The organism is Streptomyces sp. NPDC053079, from assembly GCF_044546695.1.
Classification (GTDB): domain Bacteria; phylum Actinomycetota; class Actinomycetes; order Streptomycetales; family Streptomycetaceae; genus Streptomyces.
In genome coordinates this window covers 639,480-653,998 of the sequence record NZ_JBITZJ010000006.1, presented here as the reverse complement: position 1 = coordinate 653,998, position 14,519 = coordinate 639,480, and the positions used below count along the sequence as shown (strand labels likewise).

Genomic DNA, 14,519 nt, shown 5'->3' with positions numbered 1-14,519 from the left:
GCGTAGGCACGCCGAGGCGGTGCCGGGGTCAGCCCGGCGATCGATCCGACCGCTTCCCGTCTACTCCCCAAGGTGGAGGCCCCGTGCGCACGCCGCGCGCATACCGTGTGCGTATGGCAAGCGGAACGAGAACCTGGCGGGCGGCGACCGAGGCCGCCCTGTACGGTCCCGGCGGCTTCTACCGCCGCCCCGAAGGCCCCGCGGGGCACTTCCGCACCTCCGTGCACGCCTCTCCGCTGTACGCCGGGGCCGTCGAGGAACTGCTGCGCCGCGTCGACGCCGCCCTCGGACACCCGGCGGAGCTGGCGTTCGCCGATGTCGGCGCGGGCCGCGGCGAACTCGTCACCGCGGTCCTCGACCGGTGCCCCCCGGAGCTGGCCGGGCGGCTGCGCCCGTACGCCGTGGAGCTCGCGGACCGCCCGGAGGGCCTCGATCCGCGCATCGAGTGGACGGACGCTCCCCCGGCCGGGATCGAGGGCCTGCTGTTCGCCAACGAGTGGCTGGACAACGTGCCGCTGGACGTCGCCGAGGCCGACGGCGCGGGCACGCCGCGCCAGGTGCTCGTCCAGCCGGACGGCGAGGAGCTGCTCGGCGACCCGGTCGTCGGCGAGGACGCCGACTGGCTCGCCCGCTGGTGGCCCCTGGAGGGCGCGCCCCCCGGGTCCCGCGCGGAGATCGGCCATCCGCGCGACGCCGCCTGGTCCAAGGCGGTCGCCGGACTGCGGGCCGGCCTGGCCGTGGCGGTGGACTACGCCCACGAGCGGGCCTCCCGGCCGCCCTTCGGCACCCTGACCGGCTTCCGCGACGGCCGCGAGGTACGGCCCGTGCCGGACGGCTCCTGCGACATCACCGCGCACGTGGCCCTGGACGCGTGCGCGGGCCCGGGCAGCTCGTTGATCAGCCAGCGCGAGGCGCTGCGCGCCCTGGGCGTCGACGGCAGCCGCCCGCCGCTCTCGCTGGCCTCGACCGACCCGGCCGCGTACGTACGTGCCCTCGGCACGGCGGGCGAAGCGGCCGAACTGACCGCTCCGGGCGGCCTGGGCGCCTTCGGCTGGCTGCTCCAGCCGGTGGGGCTGCATTTCAGCCTGTCCGGCGTTTGAGGACAAAAGGGGGCCCGGGGCGCGGCCCCGGTTTCGGGTAGGGGCGGGTCAGGGGAGAAACTGTCCCCATGACGGAGACGACAGTCGGCATCGGCGGCGCGGCGGAGAGCACCGACATGGTGCTCAACATCGGGCCTCAGCACCCGTCCACCCACGGCGTGCTGCGGCTGCGCCTCGTCCTCGACGGCGAGCGGGTCCAGCACGCCGAGCCGGTCATCGGCTACATGCACCGCGGCGCGGAGAAGCTGTTCGAGGCCCGCGACTACCGGCAGATCATCATGCTCGCCAACCGCCACGACTGGCTGTCGGCGTTCTCCAACGAGCTCGGCGTCGTCATCGCCGTGGAGCGGATGCTCGGCATGGAGGTCCCCGAGCGTGCCGTGTGGACGCGCACGCTGCTGGCCGAGCTGAACCGCGTCCTCAACCACCTGATGTTCCTCGGCTCCTACCCGCTGGAGCTCGGCGGCATCACGCCCGTCTTCCACGCCTTCCACGAGCGCGAGGAGTTGCAGGCGGTGATGGAGGAGATCTCCGGCGGCCGCATGCACTACATGTTCAACCGCGTCGGCGGCCTGAAGGAGGACCTGCCCGCGGGCTGGCTCGGCCGGGCCCGGCACGCGGTGGCCGAGGTGCGGTCCCGGATGGACGTCTACGACCGGCTGGTGCTCGGCAACGAGATCTTCCGGGGCCGTACGCGCGGCGTCGGCGTCCTCTCCCGCGAGACCGTGCACGCCTACGGGGTGAGCGGGCCGATCGCCCGGGCCTCCGGCGTCGACTTCGACCTGCGGCGCGACGAGCCGTACCTCGCGTACGGGGAGCTGGCGGAGACCCTGAAGGTCGTCACCCGCGAGGACGGCGACTGCCTGGCCCGCTTCGAGTGCCTGCTGGAGCAGACCCACAATGCGCTGGAGCTGGCCGACGCCTGTCTGGACCGGATGGAGGAGCTGGCGCCCGGCCCGATCAACCAGCGGCTGCCCAAGGTCCTCAAGGCCCCGGAGGGCTCGACCTACGTCTGGACCGAGAACCCGCTGGGCCTCAACGGCTACTACCTCGTCTCCAAGGGCGAGAAGACGCCCTACCGGCTCAAGCTGCGCTCGGCCTCGTTCAACAACATCCAGGCGCTGACCGAGCTGCTGCCGGGGACGCTGGTCGCCGACATGGTCGCGATCCTGGGCTCGCTGTTCTTCGTCGTCGGAGACATCGACAAGTAGGCGACGCGGTCCGGGCCACCGGCCCGGACCGCCCCGCGCTACGAGATCGCGGTGCGCAGCTCCGCGACGTCGATCTGCTCGGTCTCGTCGTGCGCGGTGAGATCGATGACGGCGCCGTCCGCCTCCGCCTCGGCGAGGGCCTCCTCGCCGACGACGTCCGCGAGGTCCTGCTCCTCGACGGGCGTGGCGGGCTGGGACTGCTTCGCGCCGTCCTTGCCCTTCTTGCCGGCCTTGCTCTTGTCACCGGCGTTGCCGAAGAAGTCGAAGCCGCCCTGCGCGCGGGACGCGGGCCGGCGGGCGGCCGGGACGTCGGACGGCGTGGCCGCCGTGGGGGCGACGGGCTTCGAGGCGACGGACTCCGGGTCAGCGGACTTGGCAGCGGCGGGCTTGGAGGCGGCGGGCTTGGAGGCCTTCGCCGCCTGCTTCTTGCCGCCCGGCTTCACCGGGGCCCCGGCCGGGGACGCCGGTGCCGGTGCCGCGGACGGCACCTCGGGGGCCGGCTTCGCCGTCGCCGCACGCTGGTCCGCGGCGTTGCTGTTCAGGTCGCGCAGGGCGTCGGCGGCCTTGCGGTAGGCGGAGGCGTCCAGGCCGGACGTGCTCTGTGTACGGTCCGGGGCCGCGGCCTCCAGCGCCTTGGCCGCACCGGGCGCGCCGCTCTTCTCGAGCAGGCGGCGGCGCTCCAGGGCGCTGGCGCGTCCGGTCTCGGCCGCGGCGTAACGCCGCAGCAGGTCGGCGTGCTCGGTGCGCAGGCGGGCCAGCTCCCCGCGCTTGGCACGGAGCTTGACCTCGAGCCGGGTGCGCAGCAGACGGGTCTCCTCGAGGTCCGTCTCCAGCTCGGCTATGCGCTCCTCGGTCTTCCACTCGTCGCGGGTGCGGGCGGCGGTGAGCTGGGCGACGCGCTTGCCCGCCGCACGGTCCCAGCGGCGCATCAGCACGGAACCGACCACGGTGGCCGCCGCGGCGGCCACGGCGAGGCCGCGTATGACGGCTGTTTCGCCCACCGCCAGGGCACCGGCGGCGCAGGCGACCGATGTCGCGGCGACCGTCAACGGTGGAAGAAGCCGGTGCAGGGGTGCGGAATGGCGGTGGCGTCCTCGTGGCATGGCCTGAAACTTACCGTGCGTCGCCACGAGAGTGTGACTCCACCACCAAACTCTTCCCTTGATCTTACTTCTCCCCTCCTCCTTCACTTCGTCAGAAGCTTCTTCTCCTTCAGGTAGCGCGCGGCCACATCGGCGGGCTTGAGGCGCTCCGCGTCCACCTTCTTGTTGAGTTCGGTGAGATCCGCCGTGGTCAGCACCCTGCTGAGCCCGCCGAGCGCCTCGGCGATCTTCTGCGAACCCGCCTTCTCCTTATTCACCACCGGCAACACGTTGTCGGAGTTCTGCAGCTTCTTGTCGTCCTCAAGAAGTACAAGACCGAACTGTTCGAGCGTGGCGTCCGTGGTGGTGGTCAGCAGCAGCTGGTCCTTGCCCTCCTTGACCGCCTGCTTGGCCTGGGTGCTGCCGACCTCCAGCGGGTCGATGCCCGCGACGCGTATGCCGTAGGTCTTCTCCAGCCCCGGCTGGCAGAAGGGCCGCTGGGAGCACTCGTCACCGGCCGCGAGCTTCACCGCCTCCTGGGACTTTCCAAGATCGGAAAGGGTCTTGAGCTGGTGTTTCTTCGCGAACTCGGCGGTGACGGCGAACGCGTTCTGATCGACCGCCCGGCCCGGGTCGAGGACGGTGAGACCGCGCGGCTCGGCGAGTTTGCGCAGGGCCTTCACGGTGGCCTCGGCATCGGCGGAGGCCACCGGGGGCGCGTCCTTGCCATTCTGCTTCTTGTTCAGGAATTCGGCGAGCGTCGCCGCATACTCGGGGACCACATCGATCTGGCCCTTCTCCAGCGCGGGCTCATACAGCTCACGCGCGTCGACGGTCTTGATCGACGTCGAATATCCGGCGTCCTTCAGCAGGCCGGCGTATATCTCCGCCAGCACCTTCGACTCGGTGAAGGAGGCCGAACCGATGACCAGGGATTCCTGGCCGGGCTTTGTGGAACTATCGCCTCCGCCGGATTTCTCCAGGCTGTCGCCGCCGCAGGCGGCGAGCCCCGCCGTCAGGGCGGTGATGCCGGCCACCGCCAGCAGGGCGCGGGCGGTCCGCGCTCGACGCGGTGTCCTGGTCATTCGAAAACTCCATCCAGTCGGGCTCTAGGTCAGGCTTGAACGGTCTTCACATGTCCGCGCATCGGGTCCAGCAACCGCTGCAGGAGCACGAAGGCGCCCTCGACCAGCAGCGCGAGCACCGCCACCAGCAGCGCCCCGGCCACCACCTGCGCGGTGTCGGTGAGCCGGAAGCCGGCGGTGATGATCCGGCCCAGGCCACCGCCGCCGGGCAGCGCGGCAAGCGTGGTGGTCGCCACGACCTGCACCGCGGCCGAGCGCACCCCGGTGAGGATCAGCGGGAAGGCCAGCGGCAGTTCGACCCGGGCGATCACCTGACCGCCCGTCATCCCCATGCCCCGCGCGGCCTCGACCATGTCCCGGTCCACCTCGCGCATCCCCACATAGGCGTTGGTCAGCAGCGGGGGTATCGCGAAGAGGACCAGCGCGATGATCGTGGGCCACGAGCCGTGCGTACCGAGCGGGCTGAGCAACAGCAGCACCAGCACCGCGAACGTCGGTACCGCACGGCCCATGTTGGAGATGTTCACCGCCAGCGCGCCGCCCTTGCCCACATGGCCCAGCAGCACGGCGACGGGAAGCGCGATCGCGCAGGAGATCAACAGGCAGACGACGGTGAGGAAGAGGTGCTCGCCGAGCCGGTGCCAGACGCCGTTCGTGCCGGACCAGTGGGCGGCGTCGGCCAGCCACTGCCAGGTGCGCTCGACGACTCCCATCAGGCCACCGCCTTTTCCGCGAACCTACGGGACATCCGGGACTTCGCGCGGCGCTTCGGGCGCGCCCACGGCGTCAGCATCCGCTGGACGAGCAGCAACAGCAGATCCGCCGCGACCGCCAGCACCACGCACAGCACGGAGGCGGTGAGCACTTGGGCCTTGAAGTAGCTGTGCATGCCTTCGTAGATGAGATTGCCCAGCCCGCCGTAGCCGATGATCGCCCCCACGGTCGTCAGCGAAACGGTGGAGACCGTGGCGATGCGCAGACCCGCCATCAAAGCCGGTACCGCCAGCGGCAGTTCGACGGCGAACAGCAGGCGCAGCGGGCCGTACCCCATGCCGCGCGCCGCCTCGCGCGCCTCCTGCGGCACCGAGGCGAGGCCGGCCAGGATGTTCCGCACGAGGATCGTCAGCGAATACAGCACCAGGCCCGTCACCACCACGGCCGCCGACAGCCCGAACACCGGTACCAGCAGCGAGAACATGGCCAGCGACGGCACGGTGTAGAGGATCGTGGTGGCCCCGAGCACCGGCCCCGCGACGGCCCGCCATCTGCGGGCGACCAGGGCGAGCGGGAAGGCGACGAGGAGCCCTATGACCACCGACGCGAGCGTGATGCCGACGTGCTGGAGCGTGGCGTCCGTCAGTTCGGGGCCGCGCGTACGTACGTACTCGCCGCAGATCCAGTCGTTGGCGATCAAGCAGTTCTGACCCGCCATCCGCGCCCTCACCTCCCCCTCGGCCTTCACGGTCGGTCACTGGCGACCCTAACTCGGCCTACTGACATTCGCCTCCGACGGCCATGCGGTTGCACCATTGTTCGAGCAGAAGTACGGCCACAATGGGGACCCATGATCCGTTTCGAGCACGTCACCAAGCGCTACGCCGACGGTACGACCGCCGTGGACGACCTGTCCTTCGAGGTGGCGGAGGGCGAGCTGGTCACGCTCGTCGGACCGTCCGGCTGCGGCAAGACGACCACGATGAAGATGGTCAACCGGCTGATCGAGCCCACGAGCGGCCGCATCAGCGTGAACGGCGAGGACATCGCGACGGTCGACCCCGTCGAACTGCGCCGCCGCATCGGCTACGTCATCCAGCAGGTCGGGCTCTTCCCGCACAAGACGGTTCTGGAGAACACGGCGACCGTGCCCCATCTGCTGGGCTGGCAGCGCAAGAAGGCGCGCGCCCGGGCGGCCGAGCTCCTGGACCTCGTCGGACTCGACCCGTCCGTCTACGGGGACCGCTACCCCGACCAGCTCTCGGGCGGTCAGCGCCAGCGGGTCGGGGTGGCGCGGGCGCTCGCCGCCGACCCGCCCGTACTCCTGATGGACGAACCCTTCGGCGCGGTCGACCCGGTCGTGCGGGAGCGGCTCCAGAGCGAGTTCCTGCGCCTGCAGTCGCAGGTCCGCAAGACGGTGCTGTTCGTGACCCACGACATCGAGGAGGCCGTGCGGCTCGGCGACCGGATCGCGGTGTACGGCAGCGGTCGCATCGAACAGTTCGACGCGCCGGCCGCCGTGCTCGGCGCCCCCGCCACGCCGTACGTCGCCGACTTCGTCGGGGCCGACCGGGGTCTGAAGCGGCTGTCTGTGACGCCGATCGAGGCCGGGGACCTCGAGCAGCCGCCCGTCGTCCACCTCGACGACCCGCTGTCGTCCGCGCGCGCCCGGCTCGCCCGGGACGACGCGCGCTGGGCCGTCGTCCTGGACGACGCCGACCGCCTGCACGGCTGGATCTCCGCGGACGCGGTGGCCTCCGGCGACGGCACGATACGGGTCCGTTCGCGGGCACGGCGCATGGACGCGTGGCTTCCGCTGGGGGCGTCGCTCAAGCAGGCGTTCAGCACGATGCTGCAGCACGACGCCGGGTGGATCGCGGTGCTCGACGGGGAGGCCGCGGACCACTTCTTGGGGGTGCTGACGCCGGCACGGCTGCATGAGGCGCTGCGGCGGTCGATCGAGGCCGATGCTCGCGGTAGCGAGCGCAGCGAGGCCGTCGTGGAGACGATCGCGGGCGTGTAGGTCAAACGCCGGACGGGCTGGAAAATCCAGCCCGTCCGGGGGGCACCTCCCAGCGGTAGCCGGGGGAGTTTGAGGACCGGGGTCCGGGGCGGAGCCCCGGGAGTCACGCCCGCGCCGCGCCCGTGCCGTCGTTTTCGTCGTCGTCCTCCGGGAGCTTGCACACGCGCTCCATGAAGAAGGCCGCCGCTATCACGCACGCGCCCGCCAGGACCGACGCCGCGGCGTAGATCGCCTGGTCGCGCCGGGCGGGCACGTCGAGGCCGTCGAGGAACAGGAAGACGCCGACGCCGCCGTACATCCCCGCGACCAGCGCCGCGACGAGCGCGCTGGCCTGGCCGAAGACCACGGCCCGCGCCGCCAGCAGGGGGTCGACCCCCTTGGCGCCGGGCCGGCGCTCACGCTGGGCCCGCAGCCGGGCCCGCAGGGAGAGCGCCGTCGCGGCGAGGACCACCGCGATGACCGCCAGCACGATCGGCGCCGCCACCGGGACGCCCGGCAGCGTGCCGAGGGAGTCCCACAGCCGGGCGGCGGCCCACGAGAGCACCCCGGCCACGGCGAACAGGCCGACCAGGACCCCGATCCGAAGTTGCTTCACCGAGCCGTCGCCCCTCATCGTCAATCGTCCTCAGCGCACACGAAACCACACTGCCCCAACGGCTACTCGGGCAGTCGCAGTTCCAGGTCGGCCCGCGGTTCGACGCCGCCACGGTCGATACCGGCCAGCAGCTCGGCGACCGGACCATGCCCCGGAACCACGGCTTCAGGCTCCACGTCGTACCACGGCACGAGCACGAAGGCGCGCTCATGCACGCGCGGGTGCGGCAGCGTCAGCACCGGATCGTCGGAGACGACGTCCTGATAGGTGACGATGTCGACGTCGAGCGTGCGCGAGCCCCAGCGCTCCTCGCGCACCCGCTCGAAGGCCTCCTCGATCGCGTGGCCGCGCTCCAGGAGGGAGTCCGGCGGGAGCGTGGTCTTCACCAGCACGACCGCGTTGAAGTACGAGGGCTGGGAGCCGGGCTCGACGCCCCAGGGCTCGGTCTCGTAGACCGGGGACACGGCCTTGACCCGCAGGCCGGGTGTGTCCTCCAGCGCGTCGATCGCACCCTGCAGGATCTCCAGGCGGTTGCCCAGGTTGCTGCCGATCGAGATCACGGCTCGCTTGGGGTTGCTCAGCGTCACATCGGCGGCGTCCACCCGCTCCACCACGGAGGCGGGCACCGGCTGCACGGTCGGGTCGCTGCTGCTCATACTCGGCTCCGGGTAATAGTGATCGTCACGTCGTCGAAAGGAACGGTGATCGGGGCGTCGGGCTTGTGCACGACGACCTCCACCTCCCGCACCGGTTCGTGCTTGAGGCACTGCTCGGCGATGCGCTCGGCGAGCGTCTCGATGAGGTCGACCGGCTCGCCCTGGACGATGTCGACGACCTCCTCCGCCACGATGCCGTAGTGCACGGTCTTCGCGAGGTCGTCATCGGCCGCGGCAGGCCGGGTGTCCAGGCTCAGCACCAGGTCCACGACGAAGGTCTGCCCTTCCTCGCGCTCCCGGGGGAACACCCCGTGGTGCCCGCGAGCCTTCAAGCCGCGCAGCGCGACACGATCCACCCGAATCACTCCTGCTGGTTGTCGGTATGGGCCGGTTTGGAAGCCCACCGGTCGTCGCCGGCGCGGCCCCCGTCCCTGCCGTCGGCCGGGTTGCCCACCATCGAATCTACCTGCGGACACCGACAGCGCCCGCCCGCGGGTGCTATGGACAAGGAGCGCATACGGTGCTATCCGGCACCCGCCGCGCCTACCCCGCGGACCCGCGATCCACCCCTACCCGCCCGGCGAGCAGCTCGAACGAGTGGTCACATACCCCTCACACTGACGTGTCCTACGCCACGTCACCCCGTCGGCTCAGCCGGGCCCGGTCCGCCGGAATTGCCCTGTTCGTCCTCATCTTCCTCGTCCCGGCCCGCGAGGACCGGCGAGCCGTGGTGCGACCACACCTTCCACTCGTCACCCGACCGCCGGAACACATTGGTGGCCACGACCAGCTGCCCCACGAGCGGACCCAGCTCGCCCTCGTTCTCGGCCGGGGCGCCGCTGAGGATGTTCTCCGTGCAGGTCACCATCGCGGTGTCCCCCGCGACCGTCACCTCGACGTCGGTCAGGAAGAACTGGATGTAGTCGGTGCTGGCCATGATCAGGGCGTACGAGCGCAGCACCTCGTTCCGCCCGCGCAGCACCGGCCACCCCGGGTGGACGCACGAGACCTCGGTGCCCGGCACATTCAGCCAGAGCCGGTCCATGGCCGCCGTGTCGCCCCGCTCCACGGCCTCGTACAGGGCCGTGTTGGCCAGCTCGACCCGCTCGCTGTCCGTGCGGGCGGCGCTCACACCGCCCCCTCGGCGCCCTGCACCGCCCGTACGACCCGCACCGCGTCCGCGCTCGCCCGCACCTCGTGCACCCGCACCGCCCACGCTCCCTCCCGCGCCGCCAGTGTCGACACGGCCGCCGTCGCGGCATCGCGCTCACGGGCCGGCGGCGGGTCGCCGTCGGGCCCGGCCAGCACCCGGCCCAGGAACCGCTTGCGGGAGGCGGCCACCAGCAGCGGCAGCCCGGTCTCCCGGCGGATCCGGGCCAGCCCGGCCACCAGGGCCAGGTCGTGCTCGGCGTTCTTGGCGAAGCCCAGGCCCGGGTCCAGCACGAGGCGCTCCGGCTCGATGCCGCCGGCGATCACCTCGTCCACGCGCTGCCGCAGCTCCCCGAGGACCTCACCGGTCACATCGGGCCCGTAGACGGCCCGGCTGTTCATGTCGGCGCTGAAGCCGCGCCAGTGCATCACCACGAACGGCACCCGGGCGGCCGCTACCACCGGCACCATCGCCCGGTCCGCGAGCCCGCCGCTCACGTCGTTGACCAGCGCCGCGCCCGCCTCGACCGCGGCCTCGGCCACCGAGGCGCGCATGGTGTCCACGGACACCACCACGCCCTCGCCCGCCAGCTCGCGGACGACCGGGACCACCCGGCGCAGCTCCTCGTCCTCGTCCACCCGGGAGGCGCCCGGACGGGTGGACTCCCCGCCCACGTCGACCAGGTCCGCGCCGGCGGCGGCCAGGTCGAGGCCGTGCTTGACCGCCAGGGCGGTGTCGAACCAGTGCCCGCCGTCCGAGAACGAATCAGGGGTGACGTTGACCACGCCCATCACCGCACAGCGGTCCCATTCGGGCAGTCCGACCGGCCCCACACGGCCGCGCAGCGTACTCATACCGTCCAGCCTAGGGCGTGCGGAGGACGCGGCACCGCACCGCACGGGGGGCGGAAAAGCGGAAGCCCTCCCCGGACGGTGTCCGGGGAGGGCTTCCGCAAGGCCGCAGGGCGGCTCGCGCCAGGCGCGTCAGGCCGCGCGCGTGACCTCGCTCTGCTCGGGTGCGCTCTCCTCGTCGTGCGGGAAGTGCTTCGGCTCGGCCGGGCGGCGGCGCAGCAGCCGCGGCAGCTCCAGGAAGCCCTCCGCCTGCATCATCGCGAAGCCGATGCGGGGCAGGTCGCGGCTGTTCGGGAAGACGATGAAGCGCGGCTCCCAGCGGGGGCGGAACTTCTCGTTGAACTTGTACAGCGACTCGATCTGGAACCAGCGCGAGAGGAAGATCAGCACCGAGCGCTGGATGCGGACCACCGGGCCCGCGCCCAGCTTGCCGCCGCGCTCGAGGGCGGAGCGGAAGAACGCGAAGTTCAGCGACAGACGCTTGATCTTGAGCTCGGGCGCGGCCTGCAGGAAGGCGACGATCAGCAGCTCGTTCATGCCCGGGTCGGCGCTGCGGTCACGGCGCATCAGCTCCAGCGAGCTGCCGTCCTTGCCCCACGGCACGTAGTGCTGCATGGCGCGGAGGTCGCCGAAGGGGAGGTCCTCGCCCTCCTCCGGGTCCTTGTGGGCGGTCGCGATGATCGCGTCCAGGTCCTTGGGGTCGCCGATGCGGCCCAGGGCCATGGAGAAGCCGCGCTCGTCCTCGGTGTCGCGCCAGGCGTTGGCGGCCTTCTGGACGACCTCGAGCTCCTCGGGGCTCAGGTCCCCGACGCGGCGCGTCTTGGTGGAGTAGCCGTTGCGCTCGATGCGCTTGACCATCTGCCGGACGTTGCGCATGGAGCGGCCGGTCAGGCTGAAGTCGGCGACGTCGACGATGGCCTCGTCGCCCATCTCCAGGGCGTCCAGACCGGTCTCACGGGTCCACACCTCGCCACCGGTCTCGCTGCAGCCGGCGACCGCGGGGGTCCAGGAGTGGCGCTTGGCCAGCTCCATGAACTGCTCGATCGCGCCCGGCCAGGCCTCGACGTCACCGATGGGGTCGCCGCTGGCGAGCATCACGCCGGAGACGACGCGGTAGGAGACGGCGGCCTTGCCGCTGGGGGAGAAGACGACGCTCTTGTCGCGGCGCAGCGCGAAGTGGCCGAGCGAGTCGCGCTCGCCGTGCTTGTCGAGCAGCTCGCGCAGCTTGTCCTCGGCCTCCTCGGTGAGGAGGGGGGCCGGGTACGCCGGCTGGAAGGCCAGGAAGGCGGTGGTGGCGACGGTCAGCAGGCCGAGGGCACCAAGGGAGTAGCCGACGGTGTAGTCGACGCCGCCGGTGTAGCGGATCGATCCTTCAAAGCCGAACAGACCCCAGATGACGTGCTCGATCTGCTCCAGCACCGGCGGGTCGCCGATCATCTGCTTGGGGTGCGAGCCGACGATCACCCAGCCGAGGGCGAAGCTGACGCCGCCCAGGAGGATGAAGTTGGCCGCCGCCTTCCAGCGGCTGCGCGGGTCCGGCAGGGCCGGGAAGGCGCTCTTGTGCCGCAGGAGGTACACGAAGAGCAGCAGGGAGAAGACCGTACCGACGATCGAGTGCCGGTAGATCAGCTGTGCGGCCGCGCCGATCGGCAGGACCACCACGGCGGCGAGCCAGGCGCGCTTCTTGGCCCGCTTGAGGCCGTGGGCGAGCATGAGCAGCAGGATGCCCACGACGATCGAGCCGGCGGCGGCCAGCTGCGAGACCGTTCCGGGCAGTACCTCGGCAAGGGAGTGGACCTTGCTGAAGCGGAACCTCGGGACGACCCCCGCCACGATGTCCGCCAGGCCGATGAGGGCACCGACCGTACCTACGACGGCAGGCACGCGCTCGGGCTTCGGTCCCTTCGCGAGACGCGCAAGCACCGACAGCCACTTCGGCCCCTGGGGAACCTCGTCGGACTTTTTGCCATCTACCCTGACAGACATCTCTTCCCGTCGTCCTGTCGAGTGGGCCTGCGCCATCTGGCGGCAGCACCCGTGCAATGTGCGCCCTGTAGGACGACGGTTTCGGGGTTGAGGTTCCGTGGGGGGCCGAGCCCGGAAAGAAGTAACCATTCCGCGACTCGGCGCCGGGTCGCTCGGCAGAAAGCACCTCATGGGTCTCACCAGCATGGCAGTACTCCTGCTTGCCATCGTGGCGGCGGTAGTGCTCTTCGCATTGACCATTTGGCTCTGGCCCCGCCTGGGCAAGAAGGGCGTCGGCTCCGTCTTCGCCCGGGTCGGCATGATGCTCGCCACCCAGCTGTCGCTGTTCGCCGCCATCGGCCTGTGGGCGAACCAGTCCTTCGGCTTCTACGGCTCGTGGGCCGACCTCTTCGGCCAGGTCAAGAACGAGGGCGTGGTCGTCGACCACAGCGCCGGCGCCAAGCGGGTGCAGGTCGTGAGCGCTCAGGCGGTCAAGGTGCCGCGGGGCGACGTCCCGCGCGTCGGCGGCAAGATAGAAAAGATCAACATCGTCGGGCCCGAGTCCAAGATCACCAGCCCGGCCTACGTCTACCTGCCGCCGGAGTACTTCCAGCCGCAGTACGCGAACAAGACCTTTCCGGCCTCCGTCGCCCTGACCGGCTACCCGGGCACCGCCGAGGCCCTGATCAAGGGCCTGGACTACCCGGTCCGCGCGCACAAGCTGGCCAAGGACAAGAAGATGCAGCCCACCATCCTCGTGATGATGCGGCCCACCGTCGCCCCGCCGCGCGACACCGAGTGCATCGACATACCCAACGGCCCCCAGACCGAGACCTTCTTCACCAAGGACCTGCGCAAGGCCATCTCGGAGCAGTACCGCGTCGGCACCAAGGCCGCGAACTGGGGCATCATCGGTGACTCCACCGGTGGCTACTGCGCCCTGAAGTTCGCCATGCGCCACCCGGACGCGTACTCCGCCGCCGCCTCCCTGTCCGGCTACTACAAGGCCCCGCAGGACGCGACCACCGGTTCCCTCTTCGGCGGCAGCAAGCAGCTGGAGAACGAGAACGACCTGCTGTGGCGCCTGAAGAACAAGGAGCTGCCGCCCGTCTCCCTGCTGGTCACCTCCAGCAAGAAGGGCGAGCACAACTACAAGGACACCCTGAAGTTCATCGACATGGCGGCGAAGTCCCCCGCCCGGGTCTCCTCGATCATCCTCGACAGCGGCGGCCACAACTTCAACACCTGGCGCCGCGAGCTGAACCCCACCCTGAAGTGGATGGGCAGCCGCCTCAGCGCCTGACCGCGCCGCACCACAAGAAAGGGCCCGCCTGAGCGGGCCCTTTTCCGTTCCTCCAGCCGCTCCCGGCTAGCGGGCCATGATCAGGCTCATCGCCTCGGCACGCGTCGCGGGGTCGCGCAGCTGGCCCCGCACCGCGGAGGTCAGCGTCTTGGCGCCGGGCTTGCGGATGCCGCGCATGGACATGCACATGTGCTCGCACTCGATCACCACGACCACGCCGCGCGGCTCCAGGATCTCCATCAGGGAGTCCGCTATCTGCGTGGTGAGTCGCTCCTGGACCTGCGGCCGGCGGGCGTAGACGTCCACCAGCCGGGCCAGCTTCGACAGACCGGTGATCTTGCCGCTCGTCGACGGGATGTAGCCGACGTGCGCCACGCCGTGGAAGGGCACCAGGTGGTGCTCGCACGTGCTGTACACCTCGATGTCCCGGACCAGCACCATCTCGTCGTGCCCGAGGTCGAACGTCGTGGTCAGCACGTCCACCGGCTCCTGCCAGAGGCCGGCGAAGATCTCCTTGTACGCCCGTGCCACGCGCGCCGGGGTCTCCCGCAGGCCCTCCCGGTCCGGGTCCTCACCGACCGCGATCAGCAGCTCCCGGACGGCGTTCTCGGCCCGCTTCTCGTCGAACTCGCCGATGGAACCCTCGGCGTCCAGCGTCACCGGGTCGGTCATGGGCTTGCCTCGTTCTCTCGTACGTGTACGCGCCAGTGCGGCCTCTCAGGGGCGCGCATATGCGCGATGCCGCGTCCCCAAGGCTAAAACCTGGGGGACGCGGCATCCATTC

General features: G+C 70.9%; 15 protein-coding genes. 4 read left to right on the top strand and 11 right to left on the bottom strand.

Going from position 1 to position 14,519, the window contains the following annotated elements; all coding sequences use genetic code 11:
- Positions 1-113 precede the first annotated feature (113 nt).
- Together ACIGXW_RS25110 and ACIGXW_RS25105 are read left to right on the top strand one after the other, a co-directional pair.
- Positions 114-1,100: an SAM-dependent methyltransferase gene (locus tag ACIGXW_RS25110; RefSeq protein WP_399575088.1), complete on the top strand. Its 987-nt coding sequence runs from the start codon at positions 114-116 to the stop codon at positions 1,098-1,100.
- A gap of 68 nt (positions 1,101-1,168) precedes the next feature.
- Entirely contained in the window at positions 1,169-2,311 is a 1,143-nt protein-coding gene (locus ACIGXW_RS25105; RefSeq protein ID WP_399575087.1) for an NADH-quinone oxidoreductase subunit D, read from the top strand.
- 38 nt (positions 2,312-2,349) lie between these two features.
- Here ACIGXW_RS25105 and ACIGXW_RS25100 read toward each other — a convergent pair whose 3' ends face one another.
- The 4 genes from ACIGXW_RS25100 to ACIGXW_RS25085 all read right to left on the bottom strand — a co-directional run bounded on the left by ACIGXW_RS25100 (position 2,350) and on the right by ACIGXW_RS25085 (position 5,910).
- Positions 2,350-3,414 carry a hypothetical protein gene (locus ACIGXW_RS25100; RefSeq protein ID WP_399575086.1) on the bottom strand — a complete coding sequence of 355 codons (1,065 nt, stop codon included), beginning with the start codon at positions 3,412-3,414 and terminating at the stop codon, positions 2,350-2,352.
- A gap of 83 nt (positions 3,415-3,497) precedes the next feature.
- A complete protein-coding gene (locus tag ACIGXW_RS25095; protein WP_399575085.1) occupies positions 3,498-4,478 on the bottom strand; it encodes an ABC transporter substrate-binding protein in 981 nt (326 codons plus the stop codon).
- A 29-nt stretch (positions 4,479-4,507) separates the two neighbouring features.
- Positions 4,508-5,191, bottom strand: coding sequence for an ABC transporter permease (locus ACIGXW_RS25090; RefSeq protein ID WP_399575084.1), 684 nt, complete (start codon positions 5,189-5,191; stop codon positions 4,508-4,510).
- Positions 5,191-5,910 (bottom strand): ABC transporter permease, encoded by a 720-nt coding sequence (locus ACIGXW_RS25085; protein WP_071962309.1) that lies wholly within the window; start codon positions 5,908-5,910, stop codon positions 5,191-5,193. Before ACIGXW_RS25085 ends, ACIGXW_RS25090 begins: the two co-directional genes overlap by 1 nt.
- A 132-nt stretch (positions 5,911-6,042) precedes the next feature.
- On the opposite strand from ACIGXW_RS25085, the gene ACIGXW_RS25080 reads away from it, so the two are divergent.
- Complete coding sequence (locus tag ACIGXW_RS25080) at positions 6,043-7,215, top strand: betaine/proline/choline family ABC transporter ATP-binding protein (protein ID WP_071962308.1); 1,173 nt, start codon at positions 6,043-6,045, stop codon at positions 7,213-7,215.
- A gap of 103 nt (positions 7,216-7,318) precedes the next feature.
- Here the strand turns inward: ACIGXW_RS25080 and ACIGXW_RS25075 are convergent, their stop codons facing one another.
- From ACIGXW_RS25075 to ACIGXW_RS25050, 6 genes are all read right to left on the bottom strand, one after another.
- Complete coding sequence (locus tag ACIGXW_RS25075) at positions 7,319-7,810, bottom strand: DUF3180 domain-containing protein (protein WP_399575083.1); 492 nt, start codon at positions 7,808-7,810, stop codon at positions 7,319-7,321.
- 62 nt (positions 7,811-7,872) lie between these two features.
- Complete coding sequence (gene folK, locus ACIGXW_RS25070; protein ID WP_360915807.1) at positions 7,873-8,466, bottom strand: 2-amino-4-hydroxy-6-hydroxymethyldihydropteridine diphosphokinase; 594 nt, start codon at positions 8,464-8,466, stop codon at positions 7,873-7,875.
- Positions 8,463-8,822: a dihydroneopterin aldolase gene (gene folB, locus ACIGXW_RS25065; RefSeq protein ID WP_071962305.1), complete on the bottom strand. Its 360-nt coding sequence runs from the start codon at positions 8,820-8,822 to the stop codon at positions 8,463-8,465. The genes folK and folB overlap by 4 nt, the downstream gene beginning before the upstream one ends.
- A gap of 281 nt (positions 8,823-9,103) precedes the next feature.
- Positions 9,104-9,598, bottom strand: a complete 495-nt coding sequence (locus ACIGXW_RS25060) for a nuclear transport factor 2 family protein (RefSeq protein ID WP_071962303.1) — start codon at positions 9,596-9,598, stop codon at positions 9,104-9,106.
- Positions 9,595-10,470: a dihydropteroate synthase gene (gene folP / locus ACIGXW_RS25055; protein ID WP_399575082.1), complete on the bottom strand. Its 876-nt coding sequence runs from the start codon at positions 10,468-10,470 to the stop codon at positions 9,595-9,597. Before folP ends, ACIGXW_RS25060 begins: the two co-directional genes overlap by 4 nt.
- Before the next feature lie 129 nt (positions 10,471-10,599).
- Positions 10,600-12,453 (bottom strand): phosphatidylglycerol lysyltransferase domain-containing protein, encoded by a 1,854-nt coding sequence (locus ACIGXW_RS25050; RefSeq protein WP_079273663.1) that lies wholly within the window; start codon positions 12,451-12,453, stop codon positions 10,600-10,602.
- Between the two features lie 169 nt (positions 12,454-12,622).
- Between ACIGXW_RS25050 and ACIGXW_RS25045 the strand changes: the two genes are divergently transcribed.
- Entirely contained in the window at positions 12,623-13,735 is a 1,113-nt protein-coding gene (locus ACIGXW_RS25045) for an alpha/beta hydrolase (protein ID WP_399575081.1), read from the top strand.
- Between the two features lie 66 nt (positions 13,736-13,801).
- Here the strand turns inward: ACIGXW_RS25045 and folE are convergent, their stop codons facing one another.
- Complete coding sequence (folE, locus tag ACIGXW_RS25040) at positions 13,802-14,407, bottom strand: GTP cyclohydrolase I FolE (RefSeq protein ID WP_071962298.1); 606 nt, start codon at positions 14,405-14,407, stop codon at positions 13,802-13,804.
- Between the last annotated feature and the right edge of the window lie 112 nt (positions 14,408-14,519).